The 18867-nt window shown below is 64.1% G+C and carries 15 protein-coding genes; 10 read left to right on the top strand and 5 right to left on the bottom strand.

Annotated features, from left to right (window positions below; translation table 11 throughout):
* Window positions 1-626: thiamine pyrophosphate-binding protein (locus K6142_RS14125; RefSeq protein WP_263284349.1), on the bottom strand; the 626-nt coding region annotated here is incomplete at its 3' end.
* A gap of 317 nt (window positions 627-943) precedes the next feature.
* On the opposite strand from K6142_RS14125, the gene K6142_RS14120 reads away from it, so the two are divergent.
* The 7 genes from K6142_RS14120 (at window position 944) to K6142_RS14090 (ending at window position 8180) form a co-directional block, all read left to right on the top strand.
* Entirely contained in the window at window positions 944-2323 is a 1380-nt protein-coding gene (locus K6142_RS14120) for an aspartate aminotransferase family protein (protein ID WP_190245099.1), read from the top strand.
* 26 nt (window positions 2324-2349) lie between these two features.
* Entirely contained in the window at window positions 2350-3459 is a 1110-nt protein-coding gene (gene ald / locus K6142_RS14115; protein WP_190245098.1) for an alanine dehydrogenase, read from the top strand.
* A 191-nt stretch (window positions 3460-3650) separates the two neighbouring features.
* Window positions 3651-4406 (top strand): ABC transporter ATP-binding protein, encoded by a 756-nt coding sequence (locus tag K6142_RS14110; protein WP_012611667.1) that lies wholly within the window; start codon window positions 3651-3653, stop codon window positions 4404-4406.
* A 76-nt stretch (window positions 4407-4482) separates the two neighbouring features.
* Complete coding sequence (locus tag K6142_RS14105; RefSeq protein WP_012611668.1) at window positions 4483-5547, top strand: ABC transporter substrate-binding protein; 1065 nt, start codon at window positions 4483-4485, stop codon at window positions 5545-5547.
* Window positions 5548-5617: 70 nt separating this feature from the next.
* Entirely contained in the window at window positions 5618-6415 is a 798-nt protein-coding gene (locus tag K6142_RS14100; RefSeq protein ID WP_190245097.1) for an ABC transporter permease, read from the top strand.
* 3 nt (window positions 6416-6418) lie between these two features.
* Window positions 6419-7297 (top strand): ABC transporter permease, encoded by an 879-nt coding sequence (locus tag K6142_RS14095; RefSeq protein ID WP_190245096.1) that lies wholly within the window; start codon window positions 6419-6421, stop codon window positions 7295-7297.
* A 133-nt stretch (window positions 7298-7430) separates the two neighbouring features.
* The gene (locus K6142_RS14090) at window positions 7431-8180 is read left to right on the top strand and encodes an ABC transporter ATP-binding protein (protein ID WP_190245095.1); all 750 of its coding nucleotides are present in this window, start codon (window positions 7431-7433) and stop codon (window positions 8178-8180) included.
* A 143-nt stretch (window positions 8181-8323) separates the two neighbouring features.
* Here K6142_RS14090 and mgtE read toward each other — a convergent pair whose 3' ends face one another.
* Window positions 8324-9727: a magnesium transporter gene (mgtE, locus tag K6142_RS14085; RefSeq protein ID WP_190245094.1), complete on the bottom strand. Its 1404-nt coding sequence runs from the start codon at window positions 9725-9727 to the stop codon at window positions 8324-8326.
* A gap of 471 nt (window positions 9728-10198) precedes the next feature.
* Here mgtE and nadC point away from each other — a divergent pair, with 471 nt between their 5' ends.
* From nadC to nadB, 3 genes are all read left to right on the top strand, one after another.
* Window positions 10199-11107 carry a carboxylating nicotinate-nucleotide diphosphorylase gene (gene nadC / locus K6142_RS14080; RefSeq protein ID WP_190245093.1) on the top strand — a complete coding sequence of 303 codons (909 nt, stop codon included), beginning with the start codon at window positions 10199-10201 and terminating at the stop codon, window positions 11105-11107.
* A 1-nt stretch (window position 11108) separates the two neighbouring features.
* Complete coding sequence (gene nadA / locus K6142_RS14075) at window positions 11109-12158, top strand: quinolinate synthase NadA (RefSeq protein WP_190245092.1); 1050 nt, start codon at window positions 11109-11111, stop codon at window positions 12156-12158.
* 366 nt (window positions 12159-12524) lie between these two features.
* Window positions 12525-14117: an L-aspartate oxidase gene (gene nadB / locus K6142_RS14070; RefSeq protein ID WP_190245091.1), complete on the top strand. Its 1593-nt coding sequence runs from the start codon at window positions 12525-12527 to the stop codon at window positions 14115-14117.
* 217 nt (window positions 14118-14334) lie between these two features.
* Here the strand turns inward: nadB and K6142_RS14065 are convergent, their stop codons facing one another.
* From K6142_RS14065 to larC, 3 genes are all read right to left on the bottom strand, one after another.
* The gene (locus K6142_RS14065; protein ID WP_223290365.1) at window positions 14335-16146 is read right to left on the bottom strand and encodes a hypothetical protein; all 1812 of its coding nucleotides are present in this window, start codon (window positions 16144-16146) and stop codon (window positions 14335-14337) included.
* A 60-nt stretch (window positions 16147-16206) separates the two neighbouring features.
* The gene (gene larB, locus K6142_RS14060) at window positions 16207-16959 is read right to left on the bottom strand and encodes a nickel pincer cofactor biosynthesis protein LarB (RefSeq protein ID WP_190245090.1); all 753 of its coding nucleotides are present in this window, start codon (window positions 16957-16959) and stop codon (window positions 16207-16209) included.
* A 67-nt stretch (window positions 16960-17026) separates the two neighbouring features.
* Entirely contained in the window at window positions 17027-18637 is a 1611-nt protein-coding gene (gene larC / locus K6142_RS14055; protein WP_190245089.1) for a nickel pincer cofactor biosynthesis protein LarC, read from the bottom strand.
* Window positions 18638-18867: the final 230 nt, after the last annotated feature.

Genomic DNA, 18867 nt, shown 5'->3' with positions numbered 1-18867 from the left:
CCGGAGACGATGACCGGGCGCTTGGCAGACTTCAGCACTTCCACCGCCTCGCGGAACTGTTCCGGATTGCCGATGCCACCGGGGGCCACGCGGTACTGCGACGGGGCCAGGATGTCCTCGTCCAGTTCACCGTAGAAGAAGTCGCGCGGGATATCCACCAGCACCGGGCCGCGTTCGGCGTAGGCGATGCGGAAGGCGGTGCGCAGGATGTCGGCGGCGCGCTTGGGGTGCGGCACGCGAAGTGACGCCTTCGTGATCGGCTTGAACATGTTCCATGTGTCACATTCCTGAAAGCCGTCCCAACCCACGGAAATGCTGCCCGCGCTGGGTGAAATGAGCACCATGGGCGTGTGGGCCATGTTGGCCGTGGCCACCGCCGTGGCGTAATTGGTAATGCCCGGGCCGTTCTGGCCGATGCAAACGCCCGCCCTGCCAGTCATTCTGGTAAAGGCGTCCTCCATGTGGCCCGCCGTCTGTTCGTGGCGCACCGAAATGAAATCGATGCCCGCCGCCGGAAACAGGTCCAGCAGGTCCATGAAAGCGGAGCCGAGAATGCCGCTGACATGGGTGACGCCTTCCTGCACCAGCACTTCCGCCATTGCTTCACTGGGGGTCATCTTGGGCATGTCGAAGCCTCCTCAAGGGGGGTCGTACCGCGCTGCCTTTCCTGACAAAGCGCGATGTTGAAGTTATTTCGCGCCAGGTTCCCGCCCGTCGCAAAAAACGCTTGACAAAAAAATAGCAAAGTCTCATCGCTATGTCTAGACAAAGCGAAAAAAGAAGGCGGCGAGCCTTCGCGAATTTTCGCTGAACGCCTTGGAGGACCGCCCGGAACACTGTCTATTCATTGACCATATCGCATCATTCCCGCCCGGAGGTTGCTTCCCGCGGTCCGCAAGCACAGGTGCCATAATGTTTTCCTGACAACCCCAAGGAGCAGGACATGAGCCCCAGTCAGAAGCATGACCCAGCGGCATACGCGGCGGCCGACCTGGCCAACGTGTGGCATCACCTCGTCCAGCACCAGGCATTCGCCGGCAAAGGCCCCATGATCGTGGTCGAAGGCGAGGGGCTGACGCTGCGGGACATCAACGGCAAGGAATACCTGGACGCCACCTCGGGCGGCGTGTGGTGCGTGAACGTGGGCTACGGGCGCGAACGCATCGCCCGCGCCGTGTACGAACAGATGAAGGCCATGCCCTACTACGCGGCCACGGCGGGCAACATTCCGTACATCGAGTTCGCGCAGAAGCTGCTTGCCCACATGCCGGGGCTGACCCGCGCCTACCTTTCCAACAGCGGGTCCGAAGCCAACGAGAAGGCGTACAAGATGGTGCGCTCGCTGGCGCACCTTTCCGGCAACCCCGCCAAGAAGAAGATACTGTTCCGCGCCCGCGATTACCACGGCACCACCCTGGGCGCCCTCAGCTCCACCGGCCAGGCGGAACGCAAGGAATGGTTCGGCCCGCTGGTGCCCGGCTTCGTGGAATTTCCGCATGCCTGCTGCTACCGCTGCGCGTTCAACAAGACCTACCCCGGCTGCGACATCGACTGTGCCCGGGCGGTGGAGCGGATCATCGAACAGGAAGGCCCGGAAACCGTGGGCGGCCTCATCGTCGAGCCCATCACGGCGGGCGGCGGGGTCATTCCGCCGGTGGCCGAGTACTACACCGTGCTTGCCGACATCTGTCGCCGCCACGGCGTGCTGCTGATCATGGACGAAGTGGTCTGCGGCATGGGCCGCACCGGCACCATGTTCGGCTACCAGCACTACGGGGTCACCCCGGACATCGTGACCATGGCCAAGGGCGTGGCCAGCGCCTACATGCCCATCTCGGTCACCGCCACCACCGAAGAAGTGTTCAAGGCCTTCCTGAACGACCCGGCCGACAAGATGGCCTACTTCCGCGACATCAGCACGTACGGCGGGTGCGCCGCCGGGTGCAGCGCCGCCCTTGAGAACATGGCCATCATCGAGGAGGAAAAGCTGCTCGATAACGTCAATGCCATGGGCGACTACCTGCTGGCGGGCCTGAAGGAGCTGGGCGACCTGCCCTATGTGGGAGACGTGCGCGGCAAGGGCCTGCTGTGCGGCATCGAACTGGTGCAGGACAAGGCGGGCAAGAAGCCGATGGCCGAGGGCAAGGTCATCCAGGTGGTGGGCGAAATGGCGGCCAATGGCGTGCTGGTGGGCCGCACCAACCGCAGCCTGCCGGGCTTCAACAACATCATCAACATCGCCCCGGCCTACGTGGTCACCAGGGACAACATCGACGTCATCCTCCGCACCCTGCGTGCGGCCCTCGTCAAGGTGCTCGGCTGATACTCCAACCGCGAAAGGAGCATCCCATGCAGGTCGGCATTCTCAAAGAGATCAAGGTGCTGGAGAACCGCGTGGCCATGACGCCAGCGGGCGTGGTGGCCATGCGGTCGCACGGGCATTCGGTGCTGGTGCAGGCCGGTGCGGGCGAGGGCGCGGGCTTTGGCGATGAGGAATACGTGGCCGCGGGCGCGGTCATGTCCGATGCGCGGACCATCTATGCCGAATGCGGCATGGTCATGCACGTCAAGGAGCCGCAGCCCTCGGAATACGGGATGCTGCGCAAGGACCAGATACTGTTCACCTACCTGCATCTGGCCGCCGACGAGGAGCAGACCCACTCCCTGGTGGCCGCGCGCAACGTGAACATCGCCTACGAAACCATCCAGAAGGCGGACGGCTCGCTGCCGCTGCTCACCCCCATGTCCGAGGTGGCGGGGCGCATGGCCATTCAGCAGGCCGCCAAGTACCTGGAAATACCCACCGGGGGCATGGGCAAGCTGATGGGCGGCGTGCCCGGCGTGGAGCCCGCCGTGGTGGTGGTCATCGGCGGGGGCACCGTGGGCATCAACGCGGCCAAGATGGCCTGCGGCCTGGGCGCCACGGTGTACCTGCTGGACAAGAACCTGGACCGGCTGCGCTACCTCAGCGACGTGATGCCCCCCAACTGCATCACCATGATGTCCGGACCCTACGCCATCCGCAAGCTGCTGCCGCAGGCGGACGTGGTCATCGGCGCGGTGCTGGTGCCCGGCGCCAAGGCGCCCCACCTTGTCAGCCGCGACGACCTGAAACTGATGCGCAAGGGCTCCATCCTGGTGGACGTGGCCATCGACCAGGGCGGCTGCTTCGAAACCTCGCATCCCACCACCCATGCCGACCCGGTGTACGTGGTGGACGGGGTGAGCCACTACTGCGTGGCCAACATACCCGGCGCCGTGGCCATGACCTCGACCGCCGCGCTGACCAACGCCACCCTGCCCTACGCCCTGACCATCGCGGACCTGGGGTGGAAGGAAGCCTGTCGCCGCCACGAGGACATCCGCAAGGGGCTGAACGTGGTGGATGGCAAGATAACCTACCCGGCCGTGGCCGAAGCCTTCGGGCTGCCGCACGCGCCGGTTGAAGAGGTGTTGTAGTCGGGGCAGTCCGGGCACGGCCGGTCCCCGCGCGGGGGCTGGCCAGGTACGCCCGGCCCCCCGAAAGCATGACGACGACGCGGAATCCGCCGCCCCTGTCAACGCGGCAGCCCGTTTCCTGCGCGCCCGCCCCCCCTTCTTCCCCGGGGCCGGGCCGCAGGAGGCGGCCACCCCGCCGATGGAGCGTACCCGTGCAAGACGCCGCCAGACCACGAACCAAGATCGAAGTATGCAATCTCACCAAGCGGTTCGGTGAACTGCTGGTTCTCGACGACATCTCCTTCTCGGTGGCCGAGGGCGAGTTCGTGGCCATCGTCGGCCCCACGGGCTGCGGCAAGACCACCTTCCTCAATGCCCTGTCCTGCCTGCTGCCCGCATCCAACGGACAGATCCTCATCGACGGCACCCCCGCCGACCCCAAGCGCCACAACATCTCCTACGTCTTCCAGGAACCCACCTGCCTGCCCTGGCGCACCGTGCGCGAAAACGTGGCCTACGGCATGGAGGTCAAGGGACGCCCCCGGAAGGAGATCGACGAGCGGCTCGACCACATCCTGGACATGGTGGGGCTGACCCAGTGCGCAAGCCTGTACCCCAACCAGATATCCGCCAGCATGCAGCAGCGCATCGCGGTTTCGCGCGCGTTCGCCGTGGACCCCGACCTGCTGCTGATGGACGAGCCCTACGGCCAGCTGGACGTGAAGCTGCGGTTCTACCTGGAGGATGAACTGGTCAACCTGTGGCGCAAGCTGCGAAGCACGGTGCTGTTCATCACCCACAACATTGAGGAGGCGGTCTACGTTTCCGAGCGCATCCTGGTGCTGTCCAACAAGCCCACCCGCATCAAGGCGGAGGTGAAGGTGGATCTGCCCCGCCCGCGCGACTTCATGGACCCGGAATTCGTGCGCATCCGCGAACACGTCACGAATCTGATCAGATGGTGGTAACCCCCCAAGGGGACACGCAATGGCAAGAACATACGCCCAGACAGTCTACCGTAACCTGCTTCAAGGAGGTCAGACCATGCTCCAGATGAAACGTTGGTTTGGATTTGCGGCTGCCGTGATGGCCCTTCTTGCCATGGCGGCGACGGCCCTTGCCGCCGAGGTGAAGCCCCTGAACACGACCTGGCAGGCGGAGCACGAAACCTTCGTGCCCTGGTATGCCAAGCAGCAGGGCTGGGACAAGGCCGCCGGTTTCGACTTCAAGATGCATATGTTCGATTCGGGCATGGCCCAGATCGAGGCCCTGCCCGCCAAGCAGTGGGTTGTAGGCGGCACGGGCGGCGTACCCATGATGTTCGGCGCGCTGCGCCAGAACGCCTACCTCATCGCCATCGCCAACGATGAATCGGTGACCAACGCGGTGCTGGTGCGCCCGGACAGCCCCATCCTGAAGACCAAGGGCTTCAATCCCAAGCATCCCGACGTGTTCGGCACGCCTGAAAGCGTCAAGGGCAAGACCATCCTGGCCACCACCATTTCGTCCGGCCACTACGCCATGAGCCTGTGGCTGAAGGCCCTGGGCCTGACCGACAAGGACGTCACCATCAAGAACATGGACCCCGCCCAGTGCGTGGCCGCGTTCGAAAAGGGCATCGGCGACGCGGTCGTGCTGTGGGCGCCGCAGATGTACAACGGTCTCAAGAAGGGCTGGAAGGTCGCCTCCGACGTCAAGACGGCGGGCGGATTCGTGCCCATCGTGCTCATCGGCGACAAGGAATACTGCGACAAGAATCCCGAAGAAGTGGCGCGCTTCCTCAAGGTGTACTTCCAGGGCATCGACGCGCTGCGCTCCGAAGGCGTGAAGCTGGCCCCCGAATACGCCCGCTTCCTCAAGTGGGCCGGGCTGAACATGTCCGAGGAAGAAGCGAAGATGGACCTGGAACTGCACCCGGTGTTCACCTTGCAGGAACAGCTGAAGATGTTCGACGCCTCCGCCGGTGAAAGCCAGGTGCAGGCATGGCAGAAGGACCTGGTGAAGTTCTTTACCGAACTCGGCAAGCTGAAGCCCGCCGAAGGCGAAAAGCTGCTGACCGGCTACTACATCACCGACAAGTTCCTGAAGCTGGTGCCCACCGTGAAGTAACCGTTTCCGCACGGCGCCCGCCCCGTGCGGGGCGGGCGCCCCTTCCCACCCGCCGACACCGGAGGCATGCATGACCGCATATCGCGAGGTTGTCGTAAGAACGCCGCTGGCGCTGAAGCTGCTGCCCATCCTCAGCGTGGCCACGTTCTTCATCGCATGGGAAATCGTCGTGCGCACCGGGGTCGTGCCGGACACCATGCTGGCCGCGCCCACCACCGTGACGCAACTACTGTTCGACAAGTTCACCAACATGGACCCCGACGGCGCCCTGCTGCACCAGCACGCCTGGGTCAGCATCCAGGAAGCCTTCGGCGGCTATTTCCTGGCCCTTGCCGTGGGCCTGCCGCTGGGCCTCGCCATGGGCTGGTTCAACGTGGCCGAGGGCCTTGCCCGGCCCATCTTCGAGATCATCCGCCCCATCCCCCCGGTGGCGTGGATACCCCTGACCATCTTCTGGTTCGGCATCGGGCTGCCCGGCAAGATATTCATCATCTGGCTGGGGGGGCTGGTTCCGTGCGTCATCAACGCCTACGTGGGGGTCAAGATGACCAACCCCACGCTCATCCAGATGGCCCGCACCTACGGGGCCAGCGACTGGCAGATTTTCCGGCAGCTGTGCATCCCTTCGGCGCTGCCCATGGTCTTCGGCGCCCTGCAGATCGCGCTGGCCTGCTGCTGGACCAACCTGGTGGCGGCGGAACTGCTGGCCGCCGACGCGGGCCTGGGGTTCATGATCACCATGGGCAGGCGGCTGGCCATGCCCGAAATGGTGGTGCTGGGCATGTTCATGGTGGGGCTGACCGGCGCCTTCATCGGCGTGATCATCGACAAGGTTGAAAAGCGGCTGCTGGCCGGGATCAGGAGGTAGACCATGTCGCAGGAAGCCACGTGCAGCGCCGCAAGCTCTTCCATCGCCAACGAAACCGTGGGACAGGTCGTGGACCGCGGCCCGCTGAACCTCGGCCGCATCCTCACCAACCGCTGGTTCCTGCACACCGTGTCCATCGTGGCCTTCTTTACGCTGTGGGACTGGCTGGCGCGCTCCAACGTGCTGGGCGGGGGCAGCAGCGCCCTGGCCCGCCCGCACGAGGTGCTGGAACAACTGGTGGTGCTTACCCGGGAGGAACTGGCGGAACTGACCCTGTGGGGTCACGTGTGGGCCAGCACCCAGCGCGTGGTGGTGGGCTTTTCCATTGCCGCCGCCATCGCCGTGCCGCTGGGGCTGTTCATGGCCCTGAACCGCTACGTCAACGCCATCGTCAAACCCTTGTTCGACCTGCTGAAGCCCATGCCGCCCATTTCATGGATATCCATCTCCATCCTGTGGTTCGGCATCGGCGAGACGTCCAAGGTGTTCATCATCGTGCTGGGCACCTTCGTGCCCTGCCTGCTCAACGCTTACAACGGCGTGCGCCTGGTGGAACCGGAACTGTACGACGTGGTGCGCATGCTGGGCGGCAAGCGCCGCGACGAGATACTGCACGTCTGTTTTCCCGCCTCGTTCCCGGCCATCTTCGCAGGGTTGCAGATATCGCTCAGCATCGCCTGGACCTGCGTGCTGGCGGCGGAACTGGTCAGCGCCCGTTCTGGCCTGGGGTACATCATCGTGCAGGGCATGAACCTGTCGCAACCGGCCATGGTCATCGGCGGCATGGCGGTCATCGCGGCGGCGGCGTGGGGCACCACGCTGCTGGTCACCGCGCTGGAACGCAAGCTGTGCCCGTGGAAGCGCAAGATCGCCGGGCTGTAGCCCGCCGGCCCGTCCGGCCCGTCTGGCCAAGCAGGCCAATCAGGCCAATCAGGGTAGTCCGGCCCAGCCGGGCAACCACGCCCCACTCCCGCAGCCCGCAGCAACCGTACATCCGCAAGGAAGGGACGACGCCGTGATCGAATGCCGCAACGTAAGCAAGACCTTCATCCAGAAGGGCAAGCAGGAAGTGCCGGTGCTAGAGGACGTGAGCCTCGACGTGCAGGCCAACGAATTCGTGGTCATCCTGGGGCCCGGCCAAAGCGGCAAGAGCACGCTGCTGCGCATCATCGCCGGGCTGGAAACGCCCACCACCGGCACCGTGATCCTGGACGGCGAGCCGGTGACCGGGCCGGGGGCCGACCGAGGGCTGGTGTTCCAGGGGTACATGCTGTTTCCGTGGAAGACCGTGCTCGGCAACGTGGAAATGGGGCCGAAGCTCAGCGGCCTGCCCGGGGACGAGGCCCGCGACATCGCCCTGCACTACATCGATCTGGTGGGGCTGAAGGGCTTTGAAAAACACTACCCGCACCAGCTTTCCGGCGGCATGAAGCAGCGCGTGGGCATTGCCCGCGCCTACGCCAACAAGCCCCGGGTGATGCTGCTGGACGAACCCTTCGGCCAGTTGGACGCCCAGACGCGCATTTTCATGGAGCAGGAAACCGAACGCATCTGGCAGACCGACAAGCGCACCGTCCTCTTCGTCACCAACAATACCGACGAGGCGCTGTTCCTGGCCGACCGGATCGTGACCATCGAGGGCAAGCTGCCCGGACGGGTGCAGCGCACCTACACCGTGGACCTGCCCCGCCCGCGCGACCTGACGGGCAAGCACTTTCTGGAGATGCGCCGCGAGATCATAGACGCCTCGGTGCTGACGCTGTAGCCTGCGCGACGGCGGGCTGCCGCACCGTACGGCCAAGGGCCGGTCCCCTTTGCGGTGGACCGGCCCTTCTTGTTCGCAGTGGCGTTTCTCTTTCCCTGTCGCAGGAGGGACGCCCAACCATACGTGGCCACGCGGCGCGAAACCTAAAACAACACCAGCGTCGCCAGCCCCAGAAAGATGAAAAACCCCGCGCCATCGGTGATGGCGGTCAGGAAGATGCTGGACGCCTGCGCCGGGTCACGCCCCACGGCCCGCAAAATGAGCGGAATGGACGCCCCGGCCAGCGCGCCCAGCAGCATGTCCAGCAGCAGCGCCAGCGACATCACAGAGGCCAGCTTCCACGACCCGGCAAACGCCCACACCGCGCACAGCACCAGCAATGCCACGATGGCTCCGCTGGACAGGCCGATCTTGGCCTCGCGCAGCACGGCCCACCACGCCTTGCGCCGGTCGAACCGCTCTACCGCCAATTGCCGGATCATCACGGCCAGCGCCTGCTGCCCGGTGTTGCCCGCCTGGTTGGCCACCATGGGCATCAGCACGGCCAGCACCGCCATCTGGGCGATGGACCCCTCGAACATGTACACCACGGACGCCGACACCGCCGAATTCAGCATGTTGATGACCAGCCAAGGCAGCCGCTTCAGCACCGATTCGTGCCACGGCGTGTCCACGCTTTCGTCCGTGCCCGCGCCCACCATGCCCAGCATGTCCTCGGACGCTTCGTCGTGGATGATGTCGATGATGTCGTCGTGGGTGACCACGCCCAGCAGGCGGCCCTCGTAGTCCACCACGGGCATGGCCATGAAGTTGTAGTGGCCCAGCAGGTGCGCCACCTCTTCCTTGTCCTGGTCGAACAGCACGGAAATCAGACCCTGGCCGCGCACCTCGTCCCGCAGCTTGTTGCCGGGCTTGCAGAGCATGATGTCGCGCAGCGAAAGCACGCCCACCAGCCGGTCCTGCTCGTCCACCACGTAGGCATAGTAGGGGATTTCCTTGTCCTCGATCTCGGCGCGAATCTGCGAGATGGCCTGGTCGGCGGTCAGGCCGTGGTCGAGGATGATAACCTCGGTGTTCATGACCCCGCCCGCGGTGTCCGGGTCGAAGGCCATGAGGTGGCGGATTTCCTCGGCGTCCTCGGTTTCCAGGCTGCTCAGCAGGACGTCGCGGTGGTCCTCGTCCAGTTCGTCCAGCACGTCCGCCGCGTCGTCGGGCGACATTTCGGACAGGATCTGGGCGGCCACGTCGGCGTCGAGGTTCTCCAGCAGGTCGACGCGCACGTGCTCGTCAAGCTCGGCCAGTGCGTCGGCGGCGTCCTCTGCGGGCAGGTGGCGCAGCACGCACACCTGTCGTTCCAGCGAAAGGTTTTCCAGATGGTCGGCGACGTCGGCGGGGTGGGCGAACTCGGCGTCTTCACCGGGCGTGGCGGGGTCGCGGCATTCCTCGGGCAGCACGATGGTCCGGCAGGCGTCCCCGTCGTCGCGGGGGGCGCCGTCCACACATTCGCGGTCGTGCCCGTGTTCCTGCCCGTGATCCTGCCCTGCCATGAAATACCCTTGTTCCCTGCTTTGTGAAGCGCGTAATGCGCGTGAAACGCGTGATGCGACGAAATACGAAAGGAAGGAGGTCCTCTGCTCGTCCTGCCTGACCTGCTCGTCCTGCCTGACCTGCCCGGTCTGCCCGGCCTGCCTGACCTGCTCGTCCTGCCTGACCTGCCCGGTCTGCCTGACCTGCTCGATTTGTCAGGCCTGCCTGGCGGGTCTGGTTCCGGCCAGCCCGGCGGCGTGGGCGGGCATGCCACCCCGCATGCCCGTTCCGTGTGGCGGCACGGCGGCGTCGGCTTGACGAAAGCGGGGCAGCCTCCTACTACACGGCATGCGCCCCGGTCGCTGCCCTTCGTGGCGCACCCGTGGCGCACCTTATGGCTGCGCCTCTTGCGACGCCGAAAAACCTCCGCGCGGCGCAGGCTCGGCGCGGGGCACCCTGCGTGTATCATCTAGCCAGTGACGGCACAATCCATGTCATCGCATACCGTACCGGATTTCGACACCTTCTTCGCGGGCCAGCCCCGCGAGCACCTGCTGGCCGCCATCGACCTGGCCCTGCTGGAAGACGGCCCCGACCTGACCAGCGACGCCGTGTTCGGCCCCGTGGACCGGCTGGCCGCCCAGATCGTGGCCAAGCAGCAGACCCTGGTGGCCGGGCTGCCCATTGCCCCGCTGGTGATGGAGCGCTGCGCCGCCCTGCTGGAAAGCCCTGTGGTGGGCGGCTGGACGTGGACCCCCCACACCGCCGATGGCGACGAACTGCCCTCCGGCTTCATCGCCGCCGACATCGAAGGCCCGGCGCGGCTGGTGCTGAAGGCGGAACGAGTCATCCTGAACTTCGTCTGCCACCTGTCCGGCATCGCCAACCTTACCCGCCGCTACACGCGCGAACTTGATGGCACGTCCACCCGCCTGCTGGATACGCGCAAGACCCTGCCGGGGCTGCGCTTTCCCGAAAAGTACGCGGTGCTGGTGGGCGGCGGGCAAAACCACCGCCGCACCCTGGCCGAAATGCTGATGCTGAAGGACAACCACATCGACGCCGCCGGTTCCATCACCGCCGCCGTTGCGGCGCTGCGCGCGGCCTATGCGCCCTGCCCGCCCATCGAGGTGGAATGCCGCACCCTGGACGAGGTGCGCGAGGCCGTGGCCTGCAAGGTGGACCGCATCATGCTGGACAACATGGACCTTGCGCTCCTGCGCGAGTCGCTTACAGTGGTGCCCCCCGGCATCGAAACCGAGGCCAGCGGCGGCGTAACCCTGGAAACGCTGCGGCAACTGGCCGAGGCATCCCCCCACGGGCCGGATTTCGTCTCCGTGGGCAGGCTTACCCACTCCGCCCCAGTGGCGGACTTCAGCATGCGCATACGCAAGGCATGACATGACCGCACAGCCCTCCCAGAAAGAGCGCATCGCCGCGCTGCGCGCCGCGCTCGGCCCCGACCTGACCATCATGGGCCACCACTACCAGCACGAATCGGTCATCCGGCACACCGACCTGCGTGGCGACTCGCTGGAACTGGCCCGCCGCGTGGCCGACACGGACGCCGCCAGCATCGTGTTCTGCGGGGTGTACTTCATGGCGGAATCCGCAGCCCTGCTGGCGCGGCCCGGCCAGAAGGTGTACCTGCCGGAGCATTCCGCCAACTGCGTCATGGCCCAGATGGCCCCGGCGGAACGGGTGGACGCGGTGCTGCGCGCCCTTCAGGCCGATGGCCGCAAGGTGGTGCCGCTGGCCTACGTGAACACCTCGCTGGCCGTTAAGGCCGTGGTGGGGCGGCACGGCGGCGCGGTGTGCACCTCCGCCAACGCGCGCACCATGCTGGAATGGACCCGCAGCCAAGGCGACGCCGTGCTGTTTCTGCCGGACAAGAACCTGGCCCGCAACACCGCGAACCTGCTGGGCATTCCCGACAACAAACGGCACATGCTGGACGTACGTGCCGCCAATTTCGGCGTAGACGTGCTGACTGCCGAGGCCCGCCGGGCGGAGCTGCTGATCTGGCCCGGCTGCTGCGCCATCCACGCCCGGTTCAACCTGCGCCAGATGGAAACGGCCCGCGCCACGCACCCCGGCTGCCGCATCGTGGTGCATCCGGAATGTTCGCCAGAGGTGGTCAACGCCGCCGATGCCGCCGGGTCCACCACCACCATCATCCGCTTTGCCGAAGCGGCCCCGGACGGCGCCACCGTCATCGTGGGTACGGAAATCAACCTCGTGCGGCGGCTGGCCCGCCAGCATGCCGGGCGGCTGACCGTGCTGCCCCTGCTGGAAAGCGCCTGTTCGCACATGGCCCGCGTGACCGAGCCCAAGCTGCTACACACCCTGGAGGGCGTGGCGGCGGGCACGGAAGCCCCGGTCACCGTACCCATGGACCTGCACGAACCCGCCAAGGCAGCCCTGCAACGCATGCTGGACGCCTGTGCCTGAGCGGGCGTAGAGATGAACAGCGGCCCGCGCGATGCCCGCCGATACACGGGCGCCGCGCGGGCCGACAAGCATCCTGTGTCCGGCCCGGCCCGACCCGACCCGGCCTGACGTGACCCGGCGAGCCACGCTCATGTCCTGTCCGGCGCGACCCGGCCAGTTCCGCTCAGCTCTGGTCAGTTCCGCTCAACTCCGGCCCGTTCTGGCCAGTTGCGGCCAGTTCCGGCCAGTTGCGGCCAGTTTCGGCCCGATTTTTTCCCGCCCGCGCCAGCCGCCCCATGCGCACCGGGTATCCCCCCGGCAGACGCAAGGCCCGGCACACGGACACCCACCACATCCCCCACGCCGCCAGTTCGCAAGGGACGCGCCATGAACAATTCCACCTACCGCCTGCACACCCCGGTTCTGGTCATCGGCTCGGGCATCGCCGGGTGCACCGCCGCGCTCACCCTGGCCGACCAGGGCATGGAAGTGACGCTCATCAACAGCGGCCAGCAACTGGACAGCGGCAATTCCGCCCTGGCCCAGGGCGGCATCGTGTTCCGCGCGGGCGACGGCGACCCCCGCCAACTGGAAAGCGACATCCTCATCGCCGGGCACCGCCACAACCATTTGCGCGCGGTGCGCCACATTGCCCGCAACGGCCCCAAGGCCGTGCAGGACATCCTTGTGGACCGGCTGCACATTCCCTTCGCCAAGGGGCGCACCCCCGAATGCGAATGGGACCTGACCATGGAAGGTGGCCACGGGGCGCACCGCATCCTGCACTGCGCCGACTACACCGGGCGGGCCATCATGGACGGGTTGATGGCGGCGGTGAATGACGCCCCCAACATCCGCGTGCTGTCGGAACGCACCGCCGTCGACCTGCTGACCAGCCATCACCACGCCCGCAACAACGAATTCCGCTACCAGCTCAACAACCAGTGCGTGGGGGCCTACGTCTTCAACGAGCAACTGCGCCGGGTGGAAACCATCCTTGCGGACATCACCGTGCTGGCCACCGGCGGCATCGGGCAGGTGTACCTGCACACCACCAACAGCCCGGCCTGCATCGGATCCGGCGTCGCCATGGCCAGCCGCGCCTTCGTACGCACGGAAAACCTGGAGTACGTGCAGTTCCACCCCACCGCCCTGCTGCACCGCAGTTCGCGCCGGTTCCTGGTCACCGAGGCCATGCGCGGCGAAGGCGGGCGGCTGGTGAACGGCAGCGGCGAGCATTTCATGGAACGCTACGACCCCCGCGCCGACCTGGCTCCGCGCGACATCGTGGCCCGGTCCATCGTGGAGGAAATGCTGCGCAACGGCGAGGAATGCGTGTACCTGGACGCCCGCCACATGGAGCAGGACCCTTCGGAGCGCTTTCCCACCATCTTTGCCCGGTGCATGGAACTGGGCATCGACATCCGGCGCGACCTGATCCCCGTGGTGCCCGCCGCACACTACTTCTGCGGCGGCATCCTTACCGACCTGACGGGCCGCACCACCCTGGAACGGCTGTACAGCGTGGGCGAATGCAGCTGCACCGGCGTGCACGGCGCCAACCGTCTTGCCTCCACCTCGCTGCTCGAAGCGCTGCTGTGGGGCCGCGCCGCCGCAGAGGACATCGCCAGGCGCTCCGGCGCCCAGCGCGGCCTTGGCAAGCGCCTGCGCGACTCCATCCCCGACTGGCAGTCCTCCGGCGACGAGCGCAACGACGACCCGGCCCTCATCGCGCAGGATTGGGCCACCATCCGCCACACCATGTGGAACTACGTGGGCATCACCCGCACCCGCAGCCGCCTGCAACGCGCCTTCGAAGACCTGCGCGACCTGTCGCGGCACCTGCACGACTTCTACAAGCGCACCCCGCTCTCCAAACCCCTCGTGGACCTGTTCCACGGCTGCCAGACCGCGTACATGGTGACCATGGCCGCGCTGCGGAACAAGCAGAGCCTGGGGTGTCATTACCGGGTGGACTGAAGCGCGCCACCATGTACGCGGTCGGCATGTGGAAATCCGCGTACATGGTGACCATGGCTGCGCTGCGGAACAAGCAGAGCCTGGGGTGTCATTACCGGGTGGATTAGGCGTTCAGAGCAGAGGGTTGTAAGATTTTCTACGCATCCTGCTGGCAAAATCGCCATCCTGCGAACGAATGCGGCTCTGAAATCCGCATTCAACCACACCCTTAAACATCCTACTCAGAAAGCAACAGACTTTCTATGGCACAACACATAGTATTTAACGAGAATATCACTCGATCGACAACAAAATCGAGTGCCTTTCCATAGCCAGCACTAACGCCAGCGACATCAAAACCCATGCGCTCCAAAGCCATCAAGCACTTATCAGCAGCTTCGTGAGCGTCAGCAATTCTCAAGTCGTTATTGAGAAATAGTGGTGCCATAATGGCATTATCTGTCCTCCAACAAACCCTTTCCTGCTTGGACTCAAAAGCATCACAGGACTCATCTTGTTCATTAAGCAGCGCAACAATATTCAAAAGAGCTTGGAGCAACTTGATACTTCTGCGGGACTCTATATCTGATTTTGGGCACCCAGCTTTAACCAACAGCTTCTTAAGATATCCATTCGGAATACTTTGATATAATTCATGAATAGTTTTGCAGCGAGCTAAAAACATCTGCTGAGACATATCGACAGGGGCAACTTGAGCCAATCTACTTAATACAGGATATGATCTCCAGCCATTTGCAGTAATTTCCTCACGATCAAACCCGATCAAATCCTTTGGTGTCTTATTTATCCCAACATATTTCCCAAGAGCCGCCAAAGCATCTGCAAGTCTCAGAAGGACATCAAGAAACCTCTTGATCTTCGAAGCAATATGCTCTTCGCTCAAATCAATATTTACGACATCAGCCGGGTCAATCGCAAAAGACCTTGCATGAACGATCTCACGGTCAGGCTTTGCCTTGTATAGTTCGCGCATTGGAACTCTGATCAGGTTCCGTCCAATCCTACGGCACTCAGTAAAGCTCCACTGCCCTCTGTAAGACGGACTACAATCACAATTTTCATAACTAAAAAATGGAGTCGAATCATAAAAAGAATTTTGCTCATATCTCTCAAGAAATGAATCCTTCAAATATACAAAGCGATCATCATTTATCATCGCATTCGCAATTTTCCGAGTCATGGGCTGATCATACCCAGGCCACAGAATACCTTGTGCCGTTTGTTCAGGGCAAAGCTCCGGCATTACTGCTTCAACAGAAGCCCATACTTGTAGCAAAAGCCCCTGCCTGTGTTCTCTAATATCAAGTTCATACCAGTCAATTTCATTTTGTGGCTTGAGAACAACCTGCGATTGACCATTCATGAGCGCGCGCAACTCCGGAGAGTCAACAAGTTGCGCTTTATAGTAAAATATACGCACACCACGGGCGCCTCTCATCCATAGATAGCGACGCAAGTATTCATTTGAAATCTTCCATGTAACATTTTTCTTCAAATTCCATTGGAAATCACTTGCCACCACACCATCCGCAACACCAACTTCTGGAAGTGCAAGATCGTCATAAATCAAACGCTGCTGATCATTGCCTAAACAACGTGGCGTTAAGCCCAAGGCCATCCAAACCTTCTCAGCGAGGCTAAATGTATAGAAGGACCCATTTCCGCAGGATGCAACAATGTAGTCATACCCTGAAGCAGATGGAACAAACCGTCTCATCCCTCCACGTCTTCCTATATCTGGGACAGAACCTTGAACAACTCCAGCACTAGCCTCAGAGAGCACACCTATCGGACGGCTTCTAACGCCAGGAACCACAGCCATCAGCAGATGTAAATATTCAGTATGATTCCCATAAGGATCTTCCTCGAACAGACTCGCGACCTCAACACGCTGGTTGAAGGACATGCCAACGGGCGTTAGCAATTCCTTCAAACGTGAAGGTAGAGCGTTCGCCGGAACGGGAAAAGCAGATAAATAGTCAAAGACCACTTTCAGGCATCCCCCTTTAGCAATTTCATTGAATTGCAATCTGGAACTGTTCAAAGGAAAATAATCTTAAGCGGTCCAAAGGTTACAAGAATAAACGCATTACGCAAACAGGTTGTTGATGCGGCACGCGGCGCAGGCCGCACCGAACCCGTTGTCGATGTTGACCACGGTGATGCCGCTGGCGCACGAGGTGAGCATGCCGAGCAGCGCGGACAGCCCGGCGAAGTTGGCCCCGTACCCCACCGAGGTGGGCACGGCGATGAGCGGCTGCGAGACAAGCCCGCCCACCACGCTGGTGAGCGCGCCTTCCATGCCCGCCACCACGATGAGCACGCGGGCCTTGCGCAGTTCGTCCAGCCGGTCGAACAGCCGGTGCACGCCCGCCACGCCCACGTCGGAGATGACCCACGCCTTGCTGCCCAGCATCTCGCAGGTCACGCGGGCTTCTTCGGCCACGGGCAGGTCGGAGGTTCCGGCGGTGATGATGCCGATCTCGCCGGGCTTGAAGACCAGTTCGCCGTGCAGCATGGTCAGGGTGCGGCCAAGGGGGTTGTAGGCGGCCTCCGGGCAGGCGGCCAGCACGTGCGCGGCCATTTCCGGCGAAACGCGGGTGGCCAGCACATGGCTGAGGCCGCGCAGCCGGGTAAAAATCTCCGCCACCTGTTCGGGCGTCTTGCCCGCGCCGTAGACCACCTCGGGAAAACCGTTGCGCAGCTTGCGGTGTATGTCGAAGCGGGTGTGGCCCATTTCAAGGTACGGCAGGTCGCGCAGTTGCGACATGCCCTTGTCCACATCGATGGTGCCGGCGCGGATGCCTTCCAGCAGGTCGCGCAGGGCGTCTGTCCTGTCCATGTCGTCGTCCGTCAAGGCGGCGCGCCGCGCGGGCGCTGCCGGTATTGTTGTCAGAAATCGTGTCGCGCTATGTGCGGGCCTTGCCGATGGCAAGGTAGACATCGGCCAGCGGGATGGAATGCTGGCGCGCCAGCGCCTTGCAGTCTTCCAGTTCCGGCTTGGCGCGCAGCACCTCGCCGTCCAGCAGGGCCAGCTTCATGGTTACAGGACCCAGCGGGGTTTCCAGCCGCTCGAAGCGCGTTTCCAGCACCAGCTTGTCGATGGGCACGCTCTTGATGCCCAGCGTGGTGGTGTGCCGGAACAGCAGCCGGGCGAAGCGTTCCTGCTCGTCCTGCGCGCACAGCAGCGAAACGCAGGTGGCGGGCCGCCCCTTCTTCATCATGATGGGCGTGAAATGCACGTCCATGGCGCCTGCTTCCATCAGTTGCTCCATGGCCACGGCCAGTTGCTCGGCGGTCATGTCGTCGATGTTGCATTGCAGCAGGCGCGCGGGTTCCGTGGGCAGCGGTGCTGCGATTCCGGATGTGGTACCGGACGCGGCACCGAATGCGGCGGGGAATGCCGTGGCGGACGCACCGCCAGCCGCCAGACCAGCGTGCGTTGCATCCACCTCTGCCAGATGCACCCGCAGCAGGTTGGGCAGTTCGGTATCGCGGTGGCCGATGCCGTAGCCGGTGCGCTGCACGGCCATGCGCGGCGCGGCGGTGAACCGGGACACCAGCGTGGCCAGAATGGCCGCGCCCGTGGGGGTGGTGGTCTCGTGCGGGGTGGCCCCGCGCGTGGTGGGAATGCCGGACAGTATCTCCGCCGTGGCCGGGGCGGGCACGGGCATCAGCCCGTGGGCGCAACGCACGAAGCCGCCGCCCAGTTCCACGGGCGAGGCCCAGGCCGCGTCCACGCCCAGACGGTGGTAGCAGATGGCCGCGCCCACGATGTCCACGATGGAGTCGGTGGCCCCCACCTCGTGAAAATGCACCTCGTCCACCGGTTTGCCGTGCACCTTGGCCTCTGCCTCGGCCAGCTTGCGAAAGATGGCAAGACTGGTGCGCTGCACCTGCTCCGGCAGCGTGCTGGCGGTGATGATGGCCTCTATGCCCGGCAGGTTGCGGTGCGGCGGGTGGTGGTGGCCGTGCGCGTGGGCATGATGATGGTCGTTGTCGGGGGCACTATGCGCGTGCGCGTGGTCGGAAGCATGATGCGCGTGCGCATGGTCGGGGACATGATGCGCGTGCGCATGCTCGGAAGCATGATGCGCGTGCGCATGGGCAGGCTGATGGGAATGGCCATGACCGTGCCCGGCATGCTGCTCCGCGTCGTGCGGCTGGTCATGATGGTGGTCGTGCCGGTGGTCGTGGTGATGTGCGTGATGATGGTCACCATGCCCGTGCGGGTGGTGATGCCCATGCTCGTGTCCATCGCCCTGCCCGCCACCCTGCTCGCAGTCCTGCCCGCAGCCCTGTTGGTCAGCGGGGCCTTCGTGTGCCAGCGCCACGTCCACGCGCACGCCAGCAATGCCCTTGCGCATGCCGGGCGTCACCCGCAGTTCGAACTCGTGGTCCAGCCCCAGCCGGGAAAGCTCGGCCCGCAGGTAGTCGGGCTCCACGCCAAGGGACAGCAGCGCGGCAAGGTGCATGTCGCCGCTCATGCCCGCGAAGCAATCGTAGAACAGTATCTTCACGCCGGGTATCCCTCTTGGCCTAGGCCACCGCTGCCCGCACGGAACGGGCGATGAGAACGTGTATGCATCAACATCCGGACCTGAACGTCCGGGGGCCACAGCACATCCGGCAAAAGCATATCCGGGGCCGGGGCGGATGGTCCACCCCGGCCTGCCGGGTTCGTTTCATCCAGACCGGTCAGCCATGTCTGCCGCCCGGCGTCAGGTTTTGTCGGTCAGCCAACGGACAA

The organism is Nitratidesulfovibrio sp. SRB-5, assembly GCF_019931275.1.
GTDB lineage: Bacteria > Desulfobacterota > Desulfovibrionia > Desulfovibrionales > Desulfovibrionaceae > Cupidesulfovibrio.
Note: the sequence above shows the minus strand (reverse complement) of the source record. Positions and strands in the feature narration are given on the sequence as shown.